This window comes from gamma proteobacterium symbiont of Scutellera amethystina (assembly GCF_059730845.1).
Window position 1 is genome coordinate 1,511,791 of sequence record NZ_AP035935.1, and the last position, 22,039, is coordinate 1,533,829.

20 protein-coding genes and 1 riboswitch are annotated in these 22,039 nt (G+C 57.6%); of the genes, 9 read left to right on the forward strand and 11 right to left on the reverse strand.

Annotated elements, in window-relative coordinates:
* Window positions 1-20 precede the first annotated feature (20 nt).
* A complete protein-coding gene (gene mglA, locus AC6I79_RS06900) occupies window positions 21-1,541 on the forward strand; it encodes a galactose/methyl galactoside ABC transporter ATP-binding protein MglA (protein ID WP_021509283.1) in 1,521 nt (506 codons plus the stop codon).
* Window positions 1,542-1,559: 18 nt separating this feature from the next.
* Window positions 1,560-2,570, forward strand: a complete 1,011-nt coding sequence (gene mglC, locus AC6I79_RS06905) for a galactose/methyl galactoside ABC transporter permease MglC (RefSeq protein ID WP_021509284.1) — start codon at window positions 1,560-1,562, stop codon at window positions 2,568-2,570.
* Between the two features lie 192 nt (window positions 2,571-2,762).
* Here mglC and sanA read toward each other — a convergent pair whose 3' ends face one another.
* The 5 genes from sanA to AC6I79_RS06930 form a co-directional block, all read right to left on the reverse strand.
* On the reverse strand, window positions 2,763-3,482 hold the full coding sequence (gene sanA / locus AC6I79_RS06910; protein WP_031280053.1) for an outer membrane permeability protein SanA: 720 nt from the start codon (window positions 3,480-3,482) through the stop codon (window positions 2,763-2,765).
* A gap of 139 nt (window positions 3,483-3,621) precedes the next feature.
* Window positions 3,622-5,319 (reverse strand): NAD-dependent malic enzyme, encoded by a 1,698-nt coding sequence (locus AC6I79_RS06915; protein WP_058757262.1) that lies wholly within the window; start codon window positions 5,317-5,319, stop codon window positions 3,622-3,624.
* A gap of 158 nt (window positions 5,320-5,477) precedes the next feature.
* On the reverse strand, window positions 5,478-6,374 hold the full coding sequence (gene cdd, locus AC6I79_RS06920) for a cytidine deaminase (protein ID WP_159378522.1): 897 nt from the start codon (window positions 6,372-6,374) through the stop codon (window positions 5,478-5,480).
* Window positions 6,375-6,498: 124 nt separating this feature from the next.
* A complete protein-coding gene (locus AC6I79_RS06925) occupies window positions 6,499-7,191 on the reverse strand; it encodes a CidB/LrgB family autolysis modulator (RefSeq protein ID WP_021509288.1) in 693 nt (230 codons plus the stop codon).
* On the reverse strand, window positions 7,184-7,567 hold the full coding sequence (locus tag AC6I79_RS06930; protein ID WP_021509289.1) for a CidA/LrgA family protein: 384 nt from the start codon (window positions 7,565-7,567) through the stop codon (window positions 7,184-7,186). The genes AC6I79_RS06925 and AC6I79_RS06930 overlap by 8 nt, the downstream gene beginning before the upstream one ends.
* A gap of 151 nt (window positions 7,568-7,718) precedes the next feature.
* On the opposite strand from AC6I79_RS06930, the gene AC6I79_RS06935 reads away from it, so the two are divergent.
* Entirely contained in the window at window positions 7,719-8,066 is a 348-nt protein-coding gene (locus tag AC6I79_RS06935) for an endonuclease domain-containing protein (protein WP_159378521.1), read from the forward strand.
* Between the two features lie 345 nt (window positions 8,067-8,411).
* Here AC6I79_RS06935 and metG read toward each other — a convergent pair whose 3' ends face one another.
* Window positions 8,412-10,445 carry a methionine--tRNA ligase gene (gene metG / locus AC6I79_RS06940; protein WP_498027638.1) on the reverse strand — a complete coding sequence of 678 codons (2,034 nt, stop codon included), beginning with the start codon at window positions 10,443-10,445 and terminating at the stop codon, window positions 8,412-8,414.
* 162 nt (window positions 10,446-10,607) lie between these two features.
* Here metG and apbC point away from each other — a divergent pair, with 162 nt between their 5' ends.
* Entirely contained in the window at window positions 10,608-11,720 is a 1,113-nt protein-coding gene (gene apbC / locus AC6I79_RS06945) for an iron-sulfur cluster carrier protein ApbC (protein WP_058757266.1), read from the forward strand.
* 3 nt (window positions 11,721-11,723) lie between these two features.
* Here the strand turns inward: apbC and AC6I79_RS06950 are convergent, their stop codons facing one another.
* Window positions 11,724-12,167: a GNAT family N-acetyltransferase gene (locus tag AC6I79_RS06950; protein WP_136545569.1), complete on the reverse strand. Its 444-nt coding sequence runs from the start codon at window positions 12,165-12,167 to the stop codon at window positions 11,724-11,726.
* A gap of 289 nt (window positions 12,168-12,456) precedes the next feature.
* Between AC6I79_RS06950 and ahpC the strand changes: the two genes are divergently transcribed.
* Both ahpC and ahpF read left to right on the forward strand, forming a co-directional pair.
* A complete protein-coding gene (gene ahpC / locus AC6I79_RS06955) occupies window positions 12,457-13,020 on the forward strand; it encodes an alkyl hydroperoxide reductase subunit C (RefSeq protein ID WP_010617942.1) in 564 nt (187 codons plus the stop codon).
* Between the two features lie 70 nt (window positions 13,021-13,090).
* Window positions 13,091-14,659: an alkyl hydroperoxide reductase subunit F gene (gene ahpF / locus AC6I79_RS06960; protein WP_058769944.1), complete on the forward strand. Its 1,569-nt coding sequence runs from the start codon at window positions 13,091-13,093 to the stop codon at window positions 14,657-14,659.
* A 52-nt stretch (window positions 14,660-14,711) separates the two neighbouring features.
* Here ahpF and AC6I79_RS06965 read toward each other — a convergent pair whose 3' ends face one another.
* Window positions 14,712-14,909 (reverse strand): hypothetical protein, encoded by a 198-nt coding sequence (locus AC6I79_RS06965; protein WP_058780329.1) that lies wholly within the window; start codon window positions 14,907-14,909, stop codon window positions 14,712-14,714.
* 345 nt (window positions 14,910-15,254) lie between these two features.
* A riboswitch (TPP riboswitch) is annotated at window positions 15,255-15,351 on the forward strand.
* 33 nt (window positions 15,352-15,384) lie between these two features.
* On the opposite strand from AC6I79_RS06965, the gene thiM reads away from it, so the two are divergent.
* The 3 genes from thiM to fbaB all read left to right on the forward strand — a co-directional run bounded on the left by thiM (window position 15,385) and on the right by fbaB (window position 18,166).
* Complete coding sequence (gene thiM, locus AC6I79_RS06970) at window positions 15,385-16,170, forward strand: hydroxyethylthiazole kinase (protein WP_222951839.1); 786 nt, start codon at window positions 15,385-15,387, stop codon at window positions 16,168-16,170.
* The gene (gene thiD / locus AC6I79_RS06975) at window positions 16,167-16,967 is read left to right on the forward strand and encodes a bifunctional hydroxymethylpyrimidine kinase/phosphomethylpyrimidine kinase (RefSeq protein WP_498027639.1); all 801 of its coding nucleotides are present in this window, start codon (window positions 16,167-16,169) and stop codon (window positions 16,965-16,967) included. Before thiM ends, thiD begins: the two co-directional genes overlap by 4 nt.
* Window positions 16,968-17,113: 146 nt before the next feature.
* Window positions 17,114-18,166, forward strand: a complete 1,053-nt coding sequence (gene fbaB / locus AC6I79_RS06980; RefSeq protein ID WP_058757271.1) for a class I fructose-bisphosphate aldolase — start codon at window positions 17,114-17,116, stop codon at window positions 18,164-18,166.
* 210 nt (window positions 18,167-18,376) lie between these two features.
* On the opposite strand, the gene AC6I79_RS06985 is transcribed toward fbaB, so the two are convergent.
* From AC6I79_RS06985 to AC6I79_RS06995, 3 genes are all read right to left on the reverse strand, one after another.
* Window positions 18,377-19,063, reverse strand: coding sequence for a GntR family transcriptional regulator (locus tag AC6I79_RS06985; protein ID WP_058769948.1), 687 nt, complete (start codon window positions 19,061-19,063; stop codon window positions 18,377-18,379).
* A gap of 99 nt (window positions 19,064-19,162) precedes the next feature.
* On the reverse strand, window positions 19,163-20,623 hold the full coding sequence (locus AC6I79_RS06990; protein WP_498027640.1) for a mannitol dehydrogenase family protein: 1,461 nt from the start codon (window positions 20,621-20,623) through the stop codon (window positions 19,163-19,165).
* Window positions 20,624-20,675: 52 nt separating this feature from the next.
* A complete protein-coding gene (locus AC6I79_RS06995; RefSeq protein WP_159378517.1) occupies window positions 20,676-21,959 on the reverse strand; it encodes an MFS transporter in 1,284 nt (427 codons plus the stop codon).
* Window positions 21,960-22,039 lie beyond the last annotated feature (80 nt).

Sequence of the window (22,039 nt, forward strand, 5' to 3'; positions counted from 1 at the left end):
TTTTTTTAGCCAGGTAAATTATGGCCAGTGAGAATCCGACCACACAGCGAGAATATCTGCTGGAGATGACGAATGTCTCGAAATCATTTCCAGGGGTGAAAGCCTTAGATAATGTGAATTTAAAAGTGCGGCCGCACTCCGTCCATGCCTTAATGGGTGAAAACGGCGCCGGTAAATCCACTTTATTAAAATGCCTGTTTGGGATTTATAAAAAGGATACGGGGAGCATCCTGTTTCAGGGTGAGGAAATAGATTACAAATCCTCCAAAGAGGCGCTGGAAAATGGCGTTTCAATGGTGCATCAGGAATTAAATCTGGTGCTGCAGCGCAACGTGATGGACAACATGTGGCTGGGGCGCTATCCGCGCAAAGGGCCGTTTGTCGATCAGGATAAAATGTATCGTGATACCAAAGCGATCTTTGATGAATTAGATATTGATATCGATCCGCGTGATAAAGTCGCGACGCTTTCGGTATCGCAAATGCAGATGATTGAAATCGCCAAGGCGTTTTCCTATGACGCGAAAATCGTCATTATGGATGAGCCCACGTCATCGCTGACCGAAAAAGAAGTTAACCACCTGTTCACCATTATCCGTAAGCTGAAAGATCGCGGCTGCGGTATTGTTTATATTTCGCATAAAATGGAAGAGATTTTCCAGCTGTGCGATGAGATCACCATTCTGCGTGACGGCCAGTGGATTGCCACCCAGCCGCTGGAAGGGCTGGACATGGACAAGATCATCGCCATGATGGTCGGCCGTTCGCTCAACCAGCGCTTCCCGGACAAAACTAACGTGCCGGGTGAAGTGATTCTGGAGGTGCGCAATCTGACCTCGCTGCGCCAGCCATCGATCCGTGATATCTCGTTTGATCTGCACAAAGGCGAGATTCTGGGGATTGCCGGCCTGGTGGGCGCCAAGCGTACTGACATTGTGGAAACTTTATTTGGTATCCGTGAGAAGTCGGGCGGCACCATTAAACTGCACGGCAAAGCGATTAATAACCACAGCGCCAACGAAGCCATCAACCATGGTTTTGCGCTGGTGACGGAAGAGCGGCGTTCCACCGGGATTTATGCCTACCTGGATATTGGTTTTAACTCGCTCATTTCTAATATCAAGAAATATAAATCCAGTATGGGTCTGCTGGATAATAAACGCATGAAAAGCGATACCCAGTGGGTCATTGATGCCATGCGGGTGAAAACGCCCGGCCATCATACCCAAATTGGATCGCTCTCCGGCGGTAACCAGCAAAAAGTCATTATTGGTCGCTGGTTATTGACGCAGCCGGAAATACTGATGCTTGATGAACCGACGCGCGGTATTGACGTTGGCGCTAAATTCGAGATTTATCAGCTGATCTCGGAGCTGGCGAAAAAAGAAAAGGGCATCATTATTATCTCTTCTGAAATGCCAGAGCTGCTGGGCATTACCGACCGTATTTTAGTAATGAGTAATGGTCAGGTAGCGGGCATTGTCGATACTAAAACGACCTCGCAGAATGAAATCCTGCGTTTAGCGTCATTACACCTTTAATGAAGCAAGGGCTTTAACATGAAAGCGACTACTAAAAAGAATGCGCTAACCTGGTTAAAAGAGGGCGGCATTTATGTTGTCCTGTTGGTACTGCTGGCGATTATTATTTTCCAGGATCCGACCTTTTTAAGCCTGATGAACCTGAGTAACATTCTGACTCAGTCATCGGTCCGTATTATTATCGCCCTCGGCGTAGCCGGTCTGATTGTGACCCAGGGTACCGACCTGTCGGCAGGGCGCCAGGTAGGTCTGGCGGCGGTGGTGGCGGCAACGCTGCTGCAGTCGATGGATAACGCCAACAAGGTGTTCCCGCATCTGGAAACCGTGCCAATTCCGCTGGTGATTCTGACCGTGTGCATCATCGGTGGCGTGATTGGCCTGGTTAACGGCGTGATCATCGCTTACCTAAAGGTGACGCCGTTTATCACTACGCTGGGCACCATGATCATCGTTTACGGCATCAACTCGCTGTATTACGACTTCGTGGGCGCTTCACCGATTGCCGGTTTTGACGCTGGCTTCTCGAAGTTTGCCCAGGGCTTCCTGCGCTTCGGCGACTTCAAGCTGTCGTTTATCACCTTCTACGCGATTATCGCCATCGTGTTCGTCTGGATCCTGTGGAATAAAACCCGCTTCGGCAAAAACATTTTTGCTATCGGCGGTAACCCGGAAGCGGCGAAAGTCTCCGGCGTTAACGTTCCGCTTAACCTGATCCTGGTGTATGCGCTGTCCGGCGTGTTCTATGCCTTCGGCGGGATGCTGGAAGCGGGCCGTATCGGCAGCGCCACCAACAACCTCGGCTTTATGTATGAGCTGGATGCGATTGCGGCCTGCGTGGTGGGCGGCGTGTCGTTCGCCGGCGGGGTAGGTACCGTCGCGGGTGTGGTGACCGGTGTGATCATCTTCACCGTCATCAACTACGGTCTGACCTACATCGGCGTGAACCCGTACTGGCAGTACATCATCAAGGGCGGCATCATCATCTTCGCCGTGGCGCTTGATTCGCTGAAATACGCACGCAAGAAATAGCAGAGAACAAGGTCAACTATCAGGGCTACGGCAACGCGGCCCTTTTTTATTTTTATTGCACAATAAGGATAGAGGTGAGACTGGCAGGGGATGGCCGGTATTTTGTAAGGTGCGCATTGATGCGCACCGGCAGCATCGGCGCGATCCTCCTTAACTCGCCAACGACAGATCCGACTGCTGGCCTCTCGCCGATTATTTTCGCAGCTTCTCTTCCAGCTCGAGTAACTGTTCCGGTGTGACCGCTGGGTAGCTCTGCGCATCTTCCGGCACTTCATGCACCGCCGGAATCGGCACCAGCGGGCCAAGGAAACGCGGCTCGCGCTTCATCAGATAGAGATCCGCCAGCGCACCGAGGCGCGCACCTACCTCGCGGAACCGCACCGACAGCATATTCTTGGGCGACGGCACGGCGTAGCACTGCGCCTGAATGCCAAGGTGCTGGGCGATATACAGTGCGCGTTCACAGTGGAAGCGCTGGGTAATGATGATGAAGTCGTTGGTGTCGAAGACTTTGCGCGTGCGCACAATCGAGTCCAGCGTACGGAAACCGGCATAATCCAGCACGATGTCTGAGGGATCGACGCCGGCTTTGATCAAATCGCGTCGCATGGTCATCGGCTCGTTGTAGCTCTGCAGCGCATTATCGCCGCTCAGCAGCAGATAATTCACCTTGCCACTGTTGTAAGCGTTGAGCGCGCCCTGAATGCGATACAGGTAATACTGATTGATGACGCCGGTGCGGTAATACTTGGCGGTGCCCAGCACCACGCCGACCTGACGATGCGGCAGCGAAGCGACATCTTCATAAATAAACGGCGCGGTTCGCCAGCTAATCCAGCGATCGAGGCCGAGCGCGGTCGCCATCACCAGTAATATGATGATAAACAGAGCAAAGAAAACGCGTTTAAGTATGCGCACGGGCACTCGGTTGACGAAAATTCAGATGGGTCAAGGCTACTTGAGGCGGCACGGCTAAGCAAGTTCGCGCCGGTCGGCTGGCGTTTTTTTAAGCGCTGCCGCACCTGAAGCGTGCGGCAGCGTCGGTCTGCAATTAAATCGAGGTACGGCGGTAGTGACGATACTGCGGCAGCCAGAAGTTGTTGTTGATGGCTTTCGACAGCACGTCCTCGGAGGTGACCACCGCCACGCCCGCCAGCTGCGCCGCTTTGCCCACTTCCATGGCGATCACTTTGGAGACGCCCTGGATGTCCTTAATTTCTGGCAGCACCGGACCTTCACCGTCGTTAACCAGCGGTGAGCAGTCAGCCAGCGCGCGGCTGGCGGTCATCAGCATCGAATCCGTTACGCGGGTGGCACCGGCAGCGATCACGCCGAGACCGATACCCGGGAAGATATAGGAGTTGTTGCACTGGGCAATCGGGTAGGTTTTGCCTTTCCAGGTGACCGGTGCAAACGGGCTGCCGGTGGCGACCAGCGCGTCGCCGTCGGTCCAGGCGATGATATCAGCCGGGGTCGCTTCCACGCGTGAGGTCGGGTTCGAGAGCGGCATCACGATCGGGCGTTTGCAGTGCTTGTGCATCTCGCGAATGATCTCTTCGGTGAACAGTCCCGGCTGGCCGGAAACGCCGATCAGGATATCCGGCTGGGCATTGCGCACCACGTCGAGCAGTGAAATCGAATCGCTGGTGACGTCCCAGTCTTTCAGATTGTCGCTCTTCTGCACCAGCTTGCTCTGGAAATCGAGCAGGTTAGGCAATTTGTCAGTGAGCAGGCCGAAACGGTCTACCATCATCACGCGCGCGCGCGCTTCATCATCGCTCAGGCCTTCGGATTTCATCTGTGCGACGATCTGCTCGGCGATACCGCAGCCGGCGGAACCGGCACCGAGGAACACCACTTTCTGCTCGCACAGACGGCTGCCTGCGGCGCGGCTGGCAGCGATCAGCGTGCCCACCGTGACAGCGGCCGTGCCCTGAATATCGTCATTGAAGCAGCAGATCTCATCGCGGTAACGCTCCAGCAGCGGCATGGCGTTTTTCTGCGCGAAATCTTCAAACTGCAGCAGCACGTTTGGCCAGCGGCGCTTCACCGCCTGAATGAATTCATCAACGAAGGCTTCATACTCTTCGCCGGTGATGCGCGGATGGCGCCAGCCCATGTAGAGCGGATCGTTCAGCAGTTGCTGATTATTGGTACCGACATCCAGCACCACCGGCAGGGTGTAGGCCGGGCTGATGCCGCCGCACGCGGTGTACAGCGACAGCTTACCGATAGGAATGCCCATGCCGCCGATGCCCAGATCGCCGAGGCCGAGAATACGCTCGCCGTCGGTGACTACGATGACTTTGACATTCTGCTTGGTGGCGTTTTGCAGCATGTCTTCAATGCGGTCGCGGTTGTTGTAGGAGATAAACACCCCGCGCGCGCGACGGTAAATTTCAGAGAAGTGCTCGCACGCCGCGCCAACCGTTGGGGTGTAGATGATCGGCATCATCTCTTCCAGGTGGTTGTCCAGCAGGCGATAGAATAGCGTTTCGTTGGTGTCCTGGATGTTGCGCAGGTAGACGTGCTTGTCGTTATTGTTTTTGAAGTCCAGGAACTGACGCCAGGCGCGCTCGGCCTGCTCTTCGATGGTTTCTACGGCGTCTGGCAGCAGGCCATTGAGGTTAAATTCGTTACGTTCTTCCAGCGAGAAGGCGCTGCCTTTGTTCAACAGCGGAAATTCCAGCAGGATCGGACCCGCGTAAGGAATATACAGCGGACGTTTACTTTCGTACTCGAGTTCCATGCAGTGTTTGCTCCGGTTGCAGTGTTTTCTGACGTGTCGCCAGCAAGAAGGTAACGCCAGACCCGTTTATTGTGAAGTTCTGGCGCCCGATCCTATGAAAATTCCTGCAGATGTACAGCTTTTGTTAATAGAAGGTCACAAAAGCGGTAAAAGGATCACTAAACTGTTGGTTTCGAAACTAAAGTAACTGAGAAATTGCTGCAGCCGAGCGCGGCGAGGGTGGTGCGGGTGGCATCAAACTGGCTCAGCGTGGCGTCGGCGCTTTCTGCCAGCACTGCCTGCTGAATCTCTTCCAGCGCTTCGTTGTGCATGTTCATCAGAATCAGCGCGGCCTGTAATGGCGGCAGGCTCGGGTTAAAGGCGGCATTTTCGGCATAGCGCCCGGTGTAAATCTGGCCGCTGCGGCTCTGCAACGCCACGCCGCTATAACTCTGGCTATAAGGTGCATGGCTGCGGCTGGCGGCATCAATCGCGGCCTGCTGCAGCGCATCGCCCTGCGGCAGGAAACCGTGGTCGACCGGCGTCAGCAGCCGTTCACTGATATTGAGATCGGCCGGGCCAAAGGCATCGGGTAAATAGTCGGCCAGCGTGCTGACCGCGCGGCCCGGCAGGCTGATGCGAATCGCCGTACCGCTATTGAGTTCATTCATAAACTGGCGGCAGTGTCCGCACGGCGTGTAGTTGACGGTAATGGTTGCCAGCTGTGCTTCGCCCCGCAGCCAGGCATGCGTGACTGCGCTCTGCTCGGCGTGGACCGTTTGCTGCAGCGGCGCATGTAAAAACTCCATGTTGGCACCGAAGTACCAGTGGCCACTGATGCCGCGCGCAATAGCGCCCACGTTAAAGTGCGAAACCGGTGCCACGGCACAACAGGCGGCAATCGGCAGCAGAGCGAGTGCCAGCGCATCATCATCCAGACCGGTTGCCTGTTGCAGCTGAGTCACCTCCTGCGGTCGCAGCACGCCGTGAAAATCAGCGGCGTCCAGCAGCGGCTGAAGCGCGCTCTGCAGCGCAGCGGGCAGGGCAGAGAAAGCGGAAGTGAATCGTGCATGCATGATGTTATGGCCTCATTAACTCGTCAGCGGCGAAGCGCCGCCTCAAGGTTTATATGTGATCCATGTCGCTATGACAATGCAAGCTGATTGGCTTGTTTCAACTTTGCGAGATCTCTCGCAAGTTTTACCCCAGTAAGCGCATCAGCAAAGGAAAAATGAAAGGCGCCAGTAACGAGGTGATGATGCCGCAGATTACCAGCGCCAGCGAGCTGAAGGCGCCTTCCTGATAGTCAATCTCCGCGGCGCGCGCGGTGCCGAGCGCATGTGACGCGTTGCCAATCGCCAGCCCGCGTGATGACTTGCTGCGCACTTTAAACAGATTCAGCAGCATGTGACCAAACACCGCGCCCAGCACGCCAGCAATCAATACACAAATGGCGCTGATGGCGGGAATACCGTGTAGCGAGCCCGACACTGCCATGGCGATGGGCGTGGTCACCGACTTCGGCAGGATGGTGGCTGCGATTTCCGGCGTCGCCCCCATCCACAGCGCGATCGCCGTGCCGGACACCATGGCGGTAATGCTGCCGATAAAACAGACGCTGATGATGGTTTTCCAGCGCGCGCGAATCTGGTGCATTTGCTCATACAACGGCAGCGCCAGCGCCACCACGGCGGGCTGTAGCAGCTGATTAAGCAGCGCGCTGCCAGCAAAATAGCGCGCGTAGGGCAGGTGCGTCAGCAGCAGCAGTGGAATAATGATCGCCATGGCCACCAGCAGCGGATTCACGATGGAGAGGTTGATTCTGGCTGCCAGACGGCGTGCCAGCAGATACGCCACCACAGTAAGTGGCAGTGACCACCAGGCGTCACTCATGGCCGGACTCCTTCGGACGCTGCAGGCGCTCGGCGCTCAGGCCGACAATCAGCAACACCAGCAGGGTGCTGACCATACAGGAGACGACAATCGGGCCAAACTGTGCGCTGAGGATATCGGTGTAGCCCATCACGCCAACGCTGATCGGTACAAACAGCAGCGCCATGTAGCGGATCAACAGCTGACAGCCGGGTTTCACCCACGTTACCGGGATAATCTGCAGCGCCAGCAGGGCAAACAGCAACAGCATGCCAAGGATGCTGCCAGGAATGGTAAATGGCAGCAGGGCGGCAAGGCCGTTGCCGGCATACAGCGCGGCATAGACGATGGCAAAGGCGCGCAGATAGCGCCAGCAGGCAGATAGCACGGTGGGCATGTCAGGCTCCTGTTTTCGTGGCGCTTCATCATACGCATTAAGCGCTTAGCGTGCTAGCGATCACACTGGAATGCAGATTCAGGATTTCAACACCTTTGCTTTGAAGCTGAGTAAAGCGGCGTAAGCTGGTGGCCAGAGCGAAGGAGCAGCGATGAACTACACCGTGCAACCGCAGCGCGCGCTGCGAAAGGCGATGCCGCAAGCGGAGCAAAAACTATGGCGTTATTTACGCAACCGAAATGTGTGTGGCGCGAAGTTTCGCCGCCAGCATCCAGTAGGAGGGTACATCGTTGATTTTGCCTGCGTTGAGCAATCGCTGATCGTGGAACTGGATGGTGGACAGCACAATACGCCTGAAGATCAGGCTTACGATGCCCGGCGCACGGCGTATTTACAGCGCTGCGGCTGGCGCGTAATTCGCTTCTGGAATCATCAGGTATTTAATGAGTTTGAGGTGGTGATGGCGGAGATTTATCGCTGTCTGATATTGGCGCGATAAGCGCGGTGCGGTTTTCCCCTCACCCCAGCCCTCTCCCGCAGGCGGGAGAGGGGGTAGTCTTGTGCGGGGTTTTGCTATGTGCAGGTTTGATACATGGGTAACAACGTGCGCTGTTCGGCCCCACCGGCAAAAGCGGGAGAGGGAGACAAGCGAACGAGGTGCAGGCCTGGCTCTGAACCCAACCCCCGCACTCAGCAGTTCACTCTCCCGCAGGCGGGATAGGGGGTAGCCTTGTGCGGTGTTTTGCTATGTGCAGGCATGGCTCTGAACCCAACCCCCGCACTCAGCGGTTCCCTCTCCCGCAGGCGGGAGAGGGTTAGGGTGAGGGCCAGCGCGCACCACCCCTTACTTCACCGGCATACCCGGCTGGGCACCGCTATCCACTGACAGCACAAACAGATCTTTGCCGCCAGGGCCGGCAGACAGCACCATGCCTTCGGACACGCCGAAACGCATTTTGCGCGGCGCCAGGTTAGCGACGATGATGGTCATCTTGCCCACCAGCACCGACGGATCCGGATAAGCGGCGCGAATGCCCGAGAAAATCTGGCGCTTCTCGCCACCCAGATCCAGCTGCAGACGCAGTAGCTTATCGGAACCTTCTACCAGCTCAGCCTGCTCGATCAGCGCTACGCGCATGTCGACTTTGGCGAAGTCATCAATGGTGATGGTCTCGCCAATTGGTGCATCGGCCAGCGGACCGCTTGCCGCCGGCTGGTTCGCCGCTGCTGCGTCCTCTTTCGAAGCCGCAATCAGCGCCTCCACTTTTGCCATCTCAATACGACCATACAGCGCTTTAAACGGCGCTACGCTGTGGTTGAGCAGCGGCTGCGCAATGCCATCCCAGCTCAGTTCGCTTTGCAGGAAGGCTTCTGCGCGCTCGCTCAGCGACGGCAGCACCGGCTTCAGCCAGGTCATCAGCACGCGGAACAGGTTGATACCCATCGAGCAAATCGCCTGCAGGTCGGCATCGCGGCCTTCCTGTTTCGCCACCACCCACGGTGCCTGCTCGTCAACGTAGCGGTTGGCCAGGTCGGCCAGCGCCATGATCTCGCGGATCGCACGGTTGTATTCGCGGCTGGCCCAGGCTTCACCGATCTTCTCTGACGCATCAACAAAGGTCTGATAAAGCGCCGGATCCGCCAGTTCGCTTGCCAGCTGGCCGTTAAAGCGTTTGGTGATAAAGCCGGCGTTGCGCGAGGCGAGGTTCACCACCTTATTAACGATGTCAGCGTTCACACGCTGAACGAAATCTTCCAGATTAAGGTCAATATCGTCGATGCGCGAAGAGAGCTTGGCCGCGTAATAGTAGCGCAGGCTGTCGGCATCAAGGTGCTGCAGCCAGGTGCTGGCTTTGATGAAGGTACCGCGCGATTTCGACATCTTCGCTCCGTTCACCGTGACATAACCATGCACAAACAGGTTGGTCGGCTTGCGGAAATTGCTGCCTTCCAGCATCGCTGGCCAGAACAGGCTGTGGAAATAGACGATGTCTTTGCCGATGAAGTGATACAGCTCGGTGCTGGAATCTTTCTTCCAGAACTCGTCGAAATCGATGGCGCCGCGTTTGTCGCACAGGTTCTTAAACGACCCCATGTAGCCGATGGGCGCATCCAGCCAGACGTAGAAGTATTTGCCCGGCGCACCAGGGATTTCGAAGCCGAAGTACGGCGCATCGCGGGAGATATCCCACTGTTGCAGACCGGCTTCAAACCACTCCTGCATCTTGTTTGCCACCTGCTCCTGCAGCGCGCCGGAGCGCGTCCACGCCTGCAGCATCGCGCTGAAGGACGGCAGATCGAAGAAGAAGTGTTCAGAATCGCGCATCACCGGCGTCGCACCTGACACCACCGATTTCGGCTCAATCAGCTCGGTCGGGCTGTAGGTCGCGCCGCACACTTCGCAGTTATCGCCGTACTGATCGGGCGATTTACATTTCGGACAGGTGCCTTTGACGAAGCGGTCAGGCAGGAACATGCCTTTTTCCGGATCGTACAGCTGCGAAATGGTGCGGTTTTTAATGAAACCGTTCTCTTTCAGGCGCGTGTAAATCAGCTCAGACAGCTGGCGGTTTTCGTCGCCGTGCGTGGAGTGATAATTGTCATAGCTGATGTTGAAACCCGCGAAATCGGTCTCATGCTCCTGCTTCATTTCCGCAATCATCTGCTCCGGCGCGATACCTAGCTGCTGGGCTTTCAGCATGATCGGCGTGCCGTGGGCGTCGTCCGCACAGATGAAGAACACATGATTGCCACGCATTCGCTGGTAACGGACCCACACGTCAGCCTGAATGTGTTCAAGCATGTGACCTAAGTGGATAGAGCCGTTTGCGTACGGCAGGGCGCACGTTACCAGTAGTTTTTTAGCGACTTGAGTCATAATTTGCGTAGCATTCCGTGAATAAAAAATCGGGCTTAGATGTTAACCGAAGCACCCTCTGGCGTAAACACAGCAGCTCGGCCACGTCACTTTTAGCGCCTATCTGATATGATTGATGGCACACCGCCATCGTCTGGCGTCATGACTAAATAAGGAGTTGGGATGACCGCACAATCCCGGGACCATCATTCACCTGAAGCGTTGCGCGCCGTGGTTATCGGCGTGCTGAGCGAGTTTGAGCATCCGACGCTGCAACACAATCTGACTACCCTCAAAGCGCTGCGCCACGTGGCGCTGCTCGACGACAAGCTGCACATTGAACTGGTGATGCCATTTGCCTGGGCCAGCGCGTTTGAGGCGCTGAAAGCCCAGACCAGTGCAGAACTGCTGCGCCTGACCAACACGCGCGCCATCGACTGGCGGCTGCGTCATGACATTGCCACCCTGAAACGCGTGAAAAATCAGCCGGGCGTCAACGGCGTGAAAAACATCGTCGCCGTCAGCTCCGGTAAAGGGGGCGTGGGCAAATCCAGCACCGCCGTGAATATGGCGCTGGCGCTGGCGGCCGAGGGGGCGCGCGTCGGTATTCTCGATGCGGATATTTACGGTCCGTCGATCCCGGACATGCTGGGCACCGAAAAGCAGCGCCCCACCTCGCCGGATGGCACGCACATGGCGCCGATCATGGCGCACGGCCTGGCAACCAACTCTATCGGCTATCTGGTGACCGACGATAACGCGATGGTGTGGCGCGGACCGATGGCCAGCAAGGCGCTGATGCAGCTGCTGAACGAAACGCTGTGGCCGGATCTCGATTACCTGATTCTGGATATGCCGCCGGGCACCGGTGACATTCAGCTGACGCTGGCGCAGAACGTGCCGGTGACCGGCGCGCTGGTGGTGACCACGCCGCAGGACATTGCGCTGATTGATGCGCGCAAGGGCATGGTGATGTTCGAAAAAGTCAGCGTGCCGGTGCTGGGCGTGGTGGAAAACATGAGCATGCACATCTGCAGCGAATGCGGCCATCATGAGCCGATTTTTGGTACCGGCGGTGCGCAGAAGCTGGCTGAGGATTATCACACCCGCCTGCTGGCTCAGCTACCGCTGCACATTAATCTGCGCGAAGATCTCGACGACGGTGAACCGACCGTGATTCGCCGTCCGGAGAGTGAATTCACCGCGCTGTATCGTGAACTTGCGGGCCGGGTTGCCGCCCAGCTTTACTGGCAGGGTGAGGTGATTCCGGGCGACATCGCCTTCCGCGCGGTTTAAGCCTTAGCTGCCGCTGGTGCGTGACGCCAGCGGCAGATGCATCAACACGTACTGGCCCTGTTCGCTCTCTCCCAGCGCTTCGCGCTGCCAGCCGTGCTGCTGATAAAACTGCAGCGCCGCTTCGTTCTGAAGCAGACATTTCAGCGCGCCGGTGGAGGTAAAATGCTGCTGCACCGCGTTCAGCAGTGCACTGCCGACGCCCTGGCCCTGAAAGGCCGGATCAACATACAAACTGTGCAAAAAATTATCGTTATCCATCACGCCGGCAAACCCTGCGCGGTGGCCATCGATCTCCGCCACCAGTACCGTTTCACCGGGAATAATCGCGTCGAAATCTTCCAGCTGCCAGTCGTCGCCGGCCAGCCATGTCCAGTTATGACGGCGCGCCGCGAGATACAGCGTGCGTAGAAAAGGGCGGTCGGCTTCTTCAAAAAGACGAATTTTCACTTCCAGACTCCATGACGAGTAAGCGGGCACGTTTTGTAGCGGCGTTGCGCACGCAGTTGAATCGTGCAGCAAAGATGATTGAATGTTTATAAAAAATAGCAGTTGCCGCGCGCAAAGATAAAGCCTGTTAACTCTGCGGCTTTTCTGTGTAGAATGCCGCGGCAAGCCGCATCAAATCTGGCGTCGGCACTTTGATAGCTTTTGATTATCTGATTGATAACGTCTGCATATTAGAAGTTGGCCCGAAAATTATGTAGCCTGCATCACATCTTTTTAACGGAGGTCACCCATGTCTATCATCAATACCAAAATCAAACCGTTCAAAAACGCTGCATTCAAAAACGGCGAATTCATCGACGTAACCGAGAAAGACGTTGAAGGTAAATGGAGTGTTTTCTTCTTCTACCCGGCTGACTTCACCTTTGTATGCCCGACTGAACTGGGTGACGTGGCAGACCACTACGAAGAGTTCCAGAAACTGGGCGTAGACATCTACTCCGTTTCAACTGACACGCACTTTACCCACAAAGCCTGGCACGGTTCTTCAGACACCATCGCGAAAATCCAGTACGCGATGATCGGCGACCCGACCGGTGCTCTGACCCGTAACTTCGAAATCATGCGTGAAGCAGAAGGTCTGGCTGACCGCGGTACTTTCATCGTTGACCCGGAAGGCATCATCCAGGCCATCGAAATCACTGCAGAAGGCATCGGCCGTGACGCGTCTGACCTGCTGCGTAAAGTGAAAGCGGCTCAGTACGTGGCTTCTCACCCAGGTGAAGTTTGCCCGGCTAAATGGAAAGAAGGCGACGCAACGCTGGCTCCATCACTGGACCTGGTTGGCAAAATCTAAGTCATCTACGCCCTTTGATCTTTCTTCCATCGGGTGCTGCGGCACCCGATTTTCTTCACAGGAACTCACTATGCTCGACACCAATTTAAAAACCCAGCTCAAGGCCTACCTTGAGAAACTAACGAAACCGGTTGAGTTGATTGCCACACTGGACGATGGCGCCAAATCCGCAGAGATCCGTACTCTGCTGACCGATATCGCGAGTCTGTCTGATAAAGTCAGCTTCCGTGAAGAGAACGATCAACCGGTACGTAAACCATCATTCCTGATTACTAACCCAGGCAGCCATAGCGGTCCGCGCTTTGCCGGTTCGCCAATGGGCCACGAATTTACTTCACTGGTGCTGGCTCTGCTGCAGACCGGTGGACATCCGTCGAAAGAGGCGCAGAGCCTGCTGGATCAGGTTGTTGCGCTGGACAGCGACCTGCATTTCGAAACCTATTACTCTCTGTCGTGCCACAACTGTCCGGACGTGGTACAGGCGCTGAACCTGATGGCGGTGCTCAATCCACGCATCCGTCATACCGCCATCGACGGTGGCATGTTCCAGAACGAGATCACCGAACGCAACGTCATGGGCGTGCCGGCGGTTTACCTCAACGGCAAAGAGTTCGGTCAGGGTCGCATGAGCCTGGCAGAAATCGTCGGTAAGGTAGACACCAACGCGGATAAGCGTGCGGCTGAAGAGCTGAACAAGCGTGATGCCTATGAAGTGCTGATCGTCGGCAGCGGCCCGGCGGGCGCTGCGGCGGCCATCTACTCGGCGCGTAAAGGCATCCGCACCGGCCTGATGGGCGAGCGCTTTGGCGGCCAGGTGCTGGACACCGTTGACATTGAAAACTACATCTCCGTGCCGAAAACCGAAGGGGCGAAGCTCGCCGGTTCTCTGCGTGCGCACGTTGATGACTATGACGTTGACGTGATCGACACCCAGAGCGCCATCAAGCTGATTCCGGCAGCCAAAGAGGGCGGCCTGCACGCCATCGAAACCGCTTCCGGCGCGGTGCTGAAATCACGCAGCATCATCATTGCTACCGGCGCACGCTGGCGCAACATGGGCGTTCCGGGCGAAGAGCAGTATCGCACCAAAGGTGTAACCTACTGCCCGCACTGTGACGGCCCGCTGTTTAAAGGCAAACGCACGGCGGTGATCGGCGGCGGTAACTCCGGCGTTGAAGCGGCCATCGATCTGGCCGGTATTGTCGAGCACGTCACGCTGCTGGAGTTCGCCAGCGAAATGCGCGCCGATAAAGTGCTGCAGGATAAACTGCGCAGCCTGAAAAACGTCGATGTGATCCTCAACGCGCAGACCACCGAAGTGAAAGGCGACGGCAGTAAAGTTACCGGTCTGACCTACATCGACCGCAATAACCAGACCAGCCACGAACTGGCGCTGAGCGGTATCTTCGTCCAGATTGGTCTGCTGCCTAACACCAACTGGCTGGAAGGCGCGGTAGAGCGCAACCGCATGGGCGAGATCCTGATCGACGCCAAAGGCGAAACCAGCCTGAAAGGCGTATTTGCCGCCGGCGACTGCACCACGGTGCCGTACAAGCAGATCATCATTGCCAGCGGGGAAGGGGCCAAAGCGTCACTGAGCGCGTTTGATTACCTGATCCGCACCAAACCGGCTGAATAAGTTTTGCGATAGCCACGCAAGCGCCCTGCAACCTGTGTTGCGGGGCTTTTTTTTATCCCAGCCAGCGACGCGCCTGTTCATCGCTGATATCGCGATAATAAATTTTATGGATGCGCTCGCCGCAGCGTTTGCATTCGGCTTCGAGGTACGTGGAGTACCGGTAACGGCCGCCGGGGGCAACGGCGCCTTGACGGGAAATGATGATATTGTGCCAGTGATGCGCGTGCGGAAGAAAACTGAATAAAGTCATTAGCGATTCCGGGTGAAGGTGAAACAGCGGTCTTCAAATCCGGAGGGGAATTAGGCCGCGTTATGCCGCCGGCCGGTTTGATATTAATCAAGTTGCGCGCTTTCTTCTGTTTATTTCCCGCATACTGCCCCGGCAGATTAAATTAACTATCCTGATGAATTTTCGGTATTTTGGGGAAATTGATCTCCATCGATTTGTTTATATTTTCCTGATGATCAAAAAATCATGAAAATTGATGGCGCACGTATTTTTGCTCTTCATTGTCCGGCAAAAAAAGCGCACCTGCCGCAGGATTTACAACTTTAAGCTGACCCTTTATGCTGTGAAGGCACGTCTGACACGGACGTGCATGACTCGGGGTGCCCTTCTTTGTGAAGGCTGAGAAATACCCGTAATACCTGATCTGGATAATGCCAGCGTAGGGAAGTCAGATGCCTGACCGCATTCGCCTTCCTGATTGCCGGTTGGGAGCCTTATGACACAGCCTGACCCTCTTTCCCCGGCGCAACTCGCGCACTCTCTGCAACTGCTGCGGCAGCAGGCACCGCTGGTGCACTGTATGACTAACGACGTGGTGCAAACTTTTACTGCCAACGTGCTGCTGGCACTGCAGGCTTCGCCCGCGATGGTGATTGATGGCGATGAAGCGGCGCAGTTTGCCGGTTTCGCCGATGCACTGCTGATTAACGTTGGCACCTTAACCCGCGAGCGTCGTGATGCGATGCTGGCGGCGGTACATGCCGCTAACCAGGCCGGCACACCGTGGACGCTCGATCCGGTGGCGGTAGGCGCGCTAACCCTGCGTACGGAATTCTGTCAGCAGCTGCTGAGCCTGCGACCGGCGGCCATTCGCGGCAACGCTTCAGAGATTCTCGCCTTAGCCCAGCAGGCCACGGGCGGACGCGGTGTGGATAGCGTGCATCAGGCCGATGCCGCACTGAACGCCGCGCAGCAGCTGGCGCAACGCTGCACGACCCTTGTCGCGGTAACCGGCGAAGTCGATTACGTCACCGATGGCCGCCAGACGCTGGCGATTCCCGGCGGCAGCCCGCTGATGACGCGCGTGGTCGGCACCGGTTGTGCGCTATCCGCCGTCGTCGCGGCGTGCAGCAGCCTGCCGGGTGAGCGCATCCAGCACGTGGCAGCGGCCTGCCGCGTAATGTCACTGGCGGGAGAGCAGGCCGCGCGCAGCGTGGCAGGGCCCGGCAGCTTCGTCGCCGCTTTTCTCGATGCGCTGTGGACGCTGGAGGTGGCGGCATGAAACGTATCAATGCATTGACCATTGCCGGCACCGACCCCAGCGGCGGCGCAGGTATCCAGGCCGATCTGAAAGCGTTTTCCGCGCTCGGCGCGTACGGCACCAGCGTGATTACCGCACTGGTGGCACAGAACACCCGCGGCGTGCAGTCGGTGTATCGCATCGAACCGGCATTTGTCGCGGCGCAGCTCGACTCGGTGCTGGACGACGTGCGCATTGACGCCGCCAAAATCGGTATGCTGGCGGAGACGGCGATCGTCGAGGTGGTGGCAGAGAAGCTGAAACGCGCCAGCCTGCCGTTTGTGGTGCTGGATACGGTGATGATTGCCAAAAGCGGCGATGCGCTGCTGTCGCACGATGCGGTAGCCAGCATTCGTGAACTGCTGCTGCCGCAGGTATCGCTGATCACGCCCAATCTGCCGGAAGCCGCGGCGCTGCTGGGTTGCCGCATGGCGCAGGACGAGGCGACTATGCTGCAGCAGGGCGATGCGCTGCTGGAACTGGGCTGCGAAGCGGTGCTGATGAAGGGCGGTCATCTCAGCGATGCGGAAAGCCCGGACTGGCTGATCACCCGCGCCGGCCGCCAGCGCTTTACCGCGCCGCGCGTTAACACCCGTCATACGCACGGCACCGGCTGCACGCTGTCGGCGGCGCTGGCGGCATTGCGACCGCGCCATGCGGACTGGGCGGGCACCGTAGCGGAGGCCAAGGCCTGGCTGCAGCAGGCGCTGCTGCACGCCGATTCGCTGGAGGTCGGTCACGGCATTGGGCCGGTGCATCATTTCCATCAGTGGTGGTAGGGCGTAACGCCAGATTGCCGTTTTTTCACTGCGTATCCGTCTGAAAAATGGAGTCAGCAATTTGCCAGCCTGGCGCGTTTCGGTCCAGGCTGTGGGGGCGAATCGGCAGGTGCCGGTTCTTTTCCAGCCATTTATCAGGAGCGAACATGACGGACATCGTACAGTTATTGGGTAAAGAGGCGGATACGCTTCTTCAACATCGCTGCATGACCATTCCAGCGGACAGCCTTTATTTGCCGGGCGCGGATTATGTCGATCGCGTGATGATTGATAACAATCGTTCTCCTGCGGTACTGCGCAATATGCAGACGCTCTACAACACCGGCCGTCTGGCGGGTACCGGCTATCTGTCGATTCTGCCGGTGGATCAGGGCGTGGAACACTCTGCTGGCGCCTCGTTCGCCGCCAATCCGGCCTATTTCGACCCGAAGAATATCGTCGAGCTGGCGATTGAAGCCGGCTGCAACTGTGTGGCATCAACCTATGGCGTGCTGGCCTCTGTGTCACGTCGCTACGCGCACCGCATTCCGTTTATGGTCAAGCTGAACCATAACGAAACCCTGAGCTATCCCACGCAGTATGACCAGACGCTGTACGCCAGCGTTGAACAGGCGTTCAACATGGGCGCGGTTGCGGTCGGCGCCACCATCTATTTTGGTTCTGAGCAGTCACGCCGGCAGATCGAGGAAATTGCAGCGGCCTTCGAGCGCGCGCACGAGTTGGGCATGGTGACGGTGCTGTGGGCCTATCTGCGCAACAACGATTTCAAGAAGGATGGGGTGGATTATCACGCCAGCGCCGATTTGACCGGTCAGGCTAACCATCTGGCGGCCACCATTGGTGCCGACATTGTGAAGCAGAAAATGGCGGAGAATAACGGCGGCTATAACGCGGTGAAGTTTGGCCACACCGATGAGCGCGTGTACAGCAAGCTGACCAGTGAGAATCCGATCGATCTGGTGCGCTACCAGCTGGCCAACTGCTACATGGGGCGCGCCGGGCTGATTAACTCCGGCGGGGCTTCAGCCGGTGCGACCGATGTGGCGGAGTCGGTGCGTACGGCGGTGATCAATAAACGCGCCGGCGGCATGGGGCTGATTCTCGGACGCAAGGCGTTTAAGAAGTCGCTGAAAGAGGGCGTGGCGCTGATTAATGCGGTGCAGGATGTGTATCTGGCGAAAGATGTGACGATTGCCTGATGGGGTGAGGGGCGTTTTTCCCCCTCACCCTAACCCTCTCCCACGAGCGGGAGAGGGGACTGTTTTGTGCGGTTTTTTAATGTATTAATTCTCTGACAGCTTACTGGAACAGCTCCCTCTCCCGGTGGGAGAGGGCCGGGGTGAGGGCATCACACCGCACCGTATCACACCGCACCGCACCACACCTCAAGCTCAAAGCCCCCCACAACACTACGGCCCTTCAAACCATTCGCTGTTGCGCTCGGCAATCGGCGTGATGGTCAGAATCATCTCCTGCAGATGTCGCCGCATCGCCTTCTCAGCCGCATCGGCATTCTTCGCTTTCAGCGCGGCAAAAATCTCTTCGTGCTGCTGAATCAGGCTCTCCGGCGGCGACACTTCGCTCAGCGTCAGAAAGCGCACGCGGTCCATCGTCGCTTTAATGTTCTCCACCGTCTCCCACGCCAGCAGGCAGTCAATGCCTTCGGCAATCAACCGGTGAAACTCATCGTCGAGCGCCAGAAACGCCTGGCTGTCGTGGCGTTCCGCTGCCAGACGCTGCAGCTGCAGATTGTGTTCCAGCGCCATCAGTCCGGTGGCAGCGATCTCCAGCGCGGCGCGACGAACCACGGCGATCTCCACCGCTTCACGGATGAAACGGCCGTCGGCCACGCGCTGGGCGGAGATTTTGCGCACGAAGGTGCCGCGCTGCGGCAGAACCTGCACCAGGCCGGCTTCCGCCAGTTTGATAAAGGCTTCCCGCACCGGCTGCCGCGACACGTTGAAGCGCGCCGACACTTCTTTCTCCGACAGCAGCGAGCCCGGATGGATCACGCAGGTCACGATATCCTTCCGCAGATAGCGATAAATCTGCTGATTTACCGGTTCGCTGGTGGTTATGGTATAGGCAATCGACATGCAGCAATATCCGTATTACGGCTGGCCGCCGCCAGCCCGATGAGAAAGCGTCAGTCTAATCAGCACGCTGCGTCTGCGCTACACATTTGTGCAGGCGGCTTAGCCTTCTGTGACCAGCGCCTGCACCGTGGCGCGTGCACCGGTAAGCCGCAGCTGCTGATACAGCTCGGTAAGCCGCGTAACAAACACTGAGTGATAACGTAAATCGTCGCCGAACACCGCCTGCAGGCGCAGTAAGGCCTCAACGCGCTGCGGGCCATCCTCGCTATTGGCAACAATGCTGGCCAGCTGTGCGCTGAGCGGATCGCGAATCTCAATCGCCGCGCCCTGCTCATCGACGCCGCTGATATAGCGCATCCAGCCTGCTACGCCCAGCAGCAGATAATCACAGGCCGTCCCGTTACGCAGATGCCAGCGCACGCTATCCAGCAGGCGCTGTGGCAGTTTCTGCGTGCCGTCGGTGGCGATTTGATAAGTGCGATGTTTAATCGCCCGGTTTTCGTAACGGGCGATCAGCGAGTCGGCATAGGCGACCAAATCGACATCCTGCGTGCGCAGCGTGGGTGCCTGATCCTGCAGCATCAGCTCGCGCGCCGCCTGATGAAAATTCGCATCGGCCATGCAATCGCTGATGTGCTGATACCCGGCCAGATAGCCGAGATAAGCCAGGAACGAGTGGCTGCCGTTGAGCATGCGCAGCTTCATCTCTTCGTACGGCAGCACATCACGCACCAGCTCCGCACCGGCCTGTTCCCACGCCGGGCGGCCGCTGACGAAGTTATCTTCAATCACCCACTGGAAAAAAGGTTCGGCTTCTACCGCCACCGGATCGCGACTGCCCAGCCGCGCTTCCAGCGTCGCGAAAGCCTCATCGGTCATCGCCGGTACGATGCGATCCACCATGGTTGAGGGAAAGGTGAGGTGGGTCTGAATGTAATCCGCCAGCGCCGGGCTGCGACGCTGCGCCAGCTGGGTTATCACATTGCGCGTAACGTGGCCGTTCTCCGGCATGTTATCACACGACATCACGCTAAACGGCGGCAGATCGCGCTGGCGACGGCGTTCAATCGCCGCCAGGATCACGCCGGGCAGCGAGCGCGGCGCGTCAGGATGCGCCACATCGTGCACGATGTCCGGATGCGTCAGGTCGAGCTGGCCGCTCGACGGCAGCGAACAGTAGCCTTTTTCCGTGACCGTCATCGACACGATGGCGATTTCCGGCTGGCTCATCGCTTCAATCACCGCCTCAATACCGTCACTTTTCGCGTGCAGCGCCTGGGTAATTACGCCAACAATGCGCGTGTGCAGGCTGTCGTCGGCCATTTCGGTCACGCTGTACAGCAAATCCTGCTGGCGCAGAGCGGCGATCAGCGCGCCACTGTTGAGATTCACTTCGCAGTAGCCCCAGTCGCTGCCGTGCTGCGCCAGTTGGTCAGTGGCCAGCGCCTGATGCGCGCGGTGAAAGGCACCAAAACCGATGTGCACCATGCGGGTTTTCAGCTGGCTGCGGTCGTAACGGGGGCGCTGTACGTCAGCGGGAAGGCGATCGGGTTGTAACATGCATAATCCTTGTGGCAAACGGGGCGCGCGGCGCCCCGGCAGAGTCATTCGATTAAACGGAAACCGGTTTGTCGCTGGCTTTCGGGCTGCGAATCACAAACAGCACCAGCAGCGCACCAAGGGCCGCCACCACACCCGCCAGCACAAAGGCGCTGTCAAATTTGCCGGTGTGCTGCACGATGAAGCCGGTAACGATCGGGCCGATAATGCCGGACAGGCTGCCAATCAGGTGGATAAAGCCGCTGATGCTGCCGACGCGGCTTTTGTGCACCACATCCTGAATAATCGCCCAGTAAATGGCACCGGTGATGTAGAGGAAGAAGATGGAGATCGACATCATGATCACCGCCGAATTCACCTCTTTGATGGTGCCCGCCAGCGCCACACATATCGCTGCCGCCAGCAGCGACACTACCAGCACAATCTTGCGCGATAGCAGTAGCTTACCGGTGATAGTAAAGATTTTATCGGAAATCCAGCCGCCCAGCGCCAGGCCAACGAAGCCGACAATCCACGGGATCATGGTCGTGATGCTCATGGCTTTGATATCCAGCCCGTGCGCCTGCACCAGATAGGCCGGGAACCAGCTCAGGAAGAAGAACAGAATGTAGTTGTAGCAGAAGAAGGCGAAGGCGGTAACGAGGATAATCGGCTGACGCAGATAGTAGCCCATGCCGTGCGCTTTGCCGTCCGCGTCGATGATATCCGCCGGCTCTTCCGCTTTCAGTTTCTCTACCAGCGCGCGCTCCTGCGCAGAGACGCGCTTACTGCGCGCCGGATTATCGGCGGCGAAGAAGAACCACAGCGCCATCCACACCAGACCAATCAGGCAGATCACCACAAACGCCGGACGCCAGCCGAAGGAGAGCGCCAGGTAGCCGACAATCGGCCCGGCGACCGCGCCGCCGAGCGGAGAGCCGGCGCTCAGCAGGCCCATGGCGGTGGCAGCCTGCTTTTTCGGGAACCAGCCGTTGATGGCTTTGTTGGCCGAGGCGCAAATCGGACCTTCCGCCATGCCGAACAGCACGCGCAGAATCATCATCGACCAGAAACCGGTCGCCAGCGCGGTCATGCCGCAGAACAGTGACCACATGCCGACAGCGGTGCCGAGCACAATCGTCGGGCCAAATTTATCGGTGGCCAGGCCGCCAATAAAGTTGAACAGCGCATAGCCGAAGAAGAAGCTGCCGAAGATCAGGCCGAACTGCTCGGCATTGATCATCAGATCTTTTTCCACCAGCGGCACGGTGAGCGACAGGGCAATACGATCGAGGTAGTTGATCATATAAACCAGGAACAGCAGCAGTACGAGGGTCCAGCGTAGATTCTTCAGCATAGAAACTCCGTTTCCCTGTTCTTCTTCAGGCTGCAGCATCACGGGGAGATGACCTTGATGACCGCGGCGCTGCGCCTGAT

What these genes read in the sequence shown, in the direction of transcription:
- AC6I79_RS06995 (WP_159378517.1), bottom strand. Translation starts at nt 21,959, where the DNA reads ATGCTGAAGAATCTACGCTGGACCCTCGTACTGCTGCTGTTCCTGGTT.
- AC6I79_RS06965 (WP_058780329.1), bottom strand. Translation starts at nt 14,909, where the DNA reads ATGACTTTATTCAGTTTTCTTCCGCACGCGCATCACTGGCACAATATC.
- ahpF (WP_058769944.1), top strand. Translation starts at nt 13,091, where the DNA reads ATGCTCGACACCAATTTAAAAACCCAGCTCAAGGCCTACCTTGAGAAA.
- AC6I79_RS06935 (WP_159378521.1), top strand. Translation starts at nt 7,719, where the DNA reads ATGAACTACACCGTGCAACCGCAGCGCGCGCTGCGAAAGGCGATGCCG.
- cdd (WP_159378522.1), bottom strand. Translation starts at nt 6,374, where the DNA reads ATGCATGCACGATTCACTTCCGCTTTCTCTGCCCTGCCCGCTGCGCTG.
- AC6I79_RS06985 (WP_058769948.1), bottom strand. Translation starts at nt 19,063, where the DNA reads ATGTCGATTGCCTATACCATAACCACCAGCGAACCGGTAAATCAGCAG.
- mglC (WP_021509284.1), top strand. Translation starts at nt 1,560, where the DNA reads ATGAAAGCGACTACTAAAAAGAATGCGCTAACCTGGTTAAAAGAGGGC.
- AC6I79_RS06990 (WP_498027640.1), bottom strand. Translation starts at nt 20,623, where the DNA reads ATGTTACAACCCGATCGCCTTCCCGCTGACGTACAGCGCCCCCGTTAC.
- AC6I79_RS06915 (WP_058757262.1), bottom strand. Translation starts at nt 5,319, where the DNA reads ATGGAACTCGAGTACGAAAGTAAACGTCCGCTGTATATTCCTTACGCG.
- ahpC (WP_010617942.1), top strand. Translation starts at nt 12,457, where the DNA reads ATGTCTATCATCAATACCAAAATCAAACCGTTCAAAAACGCTGCATTC.
- metG (WP_498027638.1), bottom strand. Translation starts at nt 10,445, where the DNA reads ATGACTCAAGTCGCTAAAAAACTACTGGTAACGTGCGCCCTGCCGTAC.
- AC6I79_RS06930 (WP_021509289.1), bottom strand. Translation starts at nt 7,567, where the DNA reads ATGCCCACCGTGCTATCTGCCTGCTGGCGCTATCTGCGCGCCTTTGCC.
- AC6I79_RS06925 (WP_021509288.1), bottom strand. Translation starts at nt 7,191, where the DNA reads ATGAGTGACGCCTGGTGGTCACTGCCACTTACTGTGGTGGCGTATCTG.
- thiM (WP_222951839.1), top strand. Translation starts at nt 15,385, where the DNA reads ATGACACAGCCTGACCCTCTTTCCCCGGCGCAACTCGCGCACTCTCTG.
- mglA (WP_021509283.1), top strand. Translation starts at nt 21, where the DNA reads ATGGCCAGTGAGAATCCGACCACACAGCGAGAATATCTGCTGGAGATG.
- fbaB (WP_058757271.1), top strand. Translation starts at nt 17,114, where the DNA reads ATGACGGACATCGTACAGTTATTGGGTAAAGAGGCGGATACGCTTCTT.
- apbC (WP_058757266.1), top strand. Translation starts at nt 10,608, where the DNA reads ATGACCGCACAATCCCGGGACCATCATTCACCTGAAGCGTTGCGCGCC.
- thiD (WP_498027639.1), top strand. Translation starts at nt 16,167, where the DNA reads ATGAAACGTATCAATGCATTGACCATTGCCGGCACCGACCCCAGCGGC.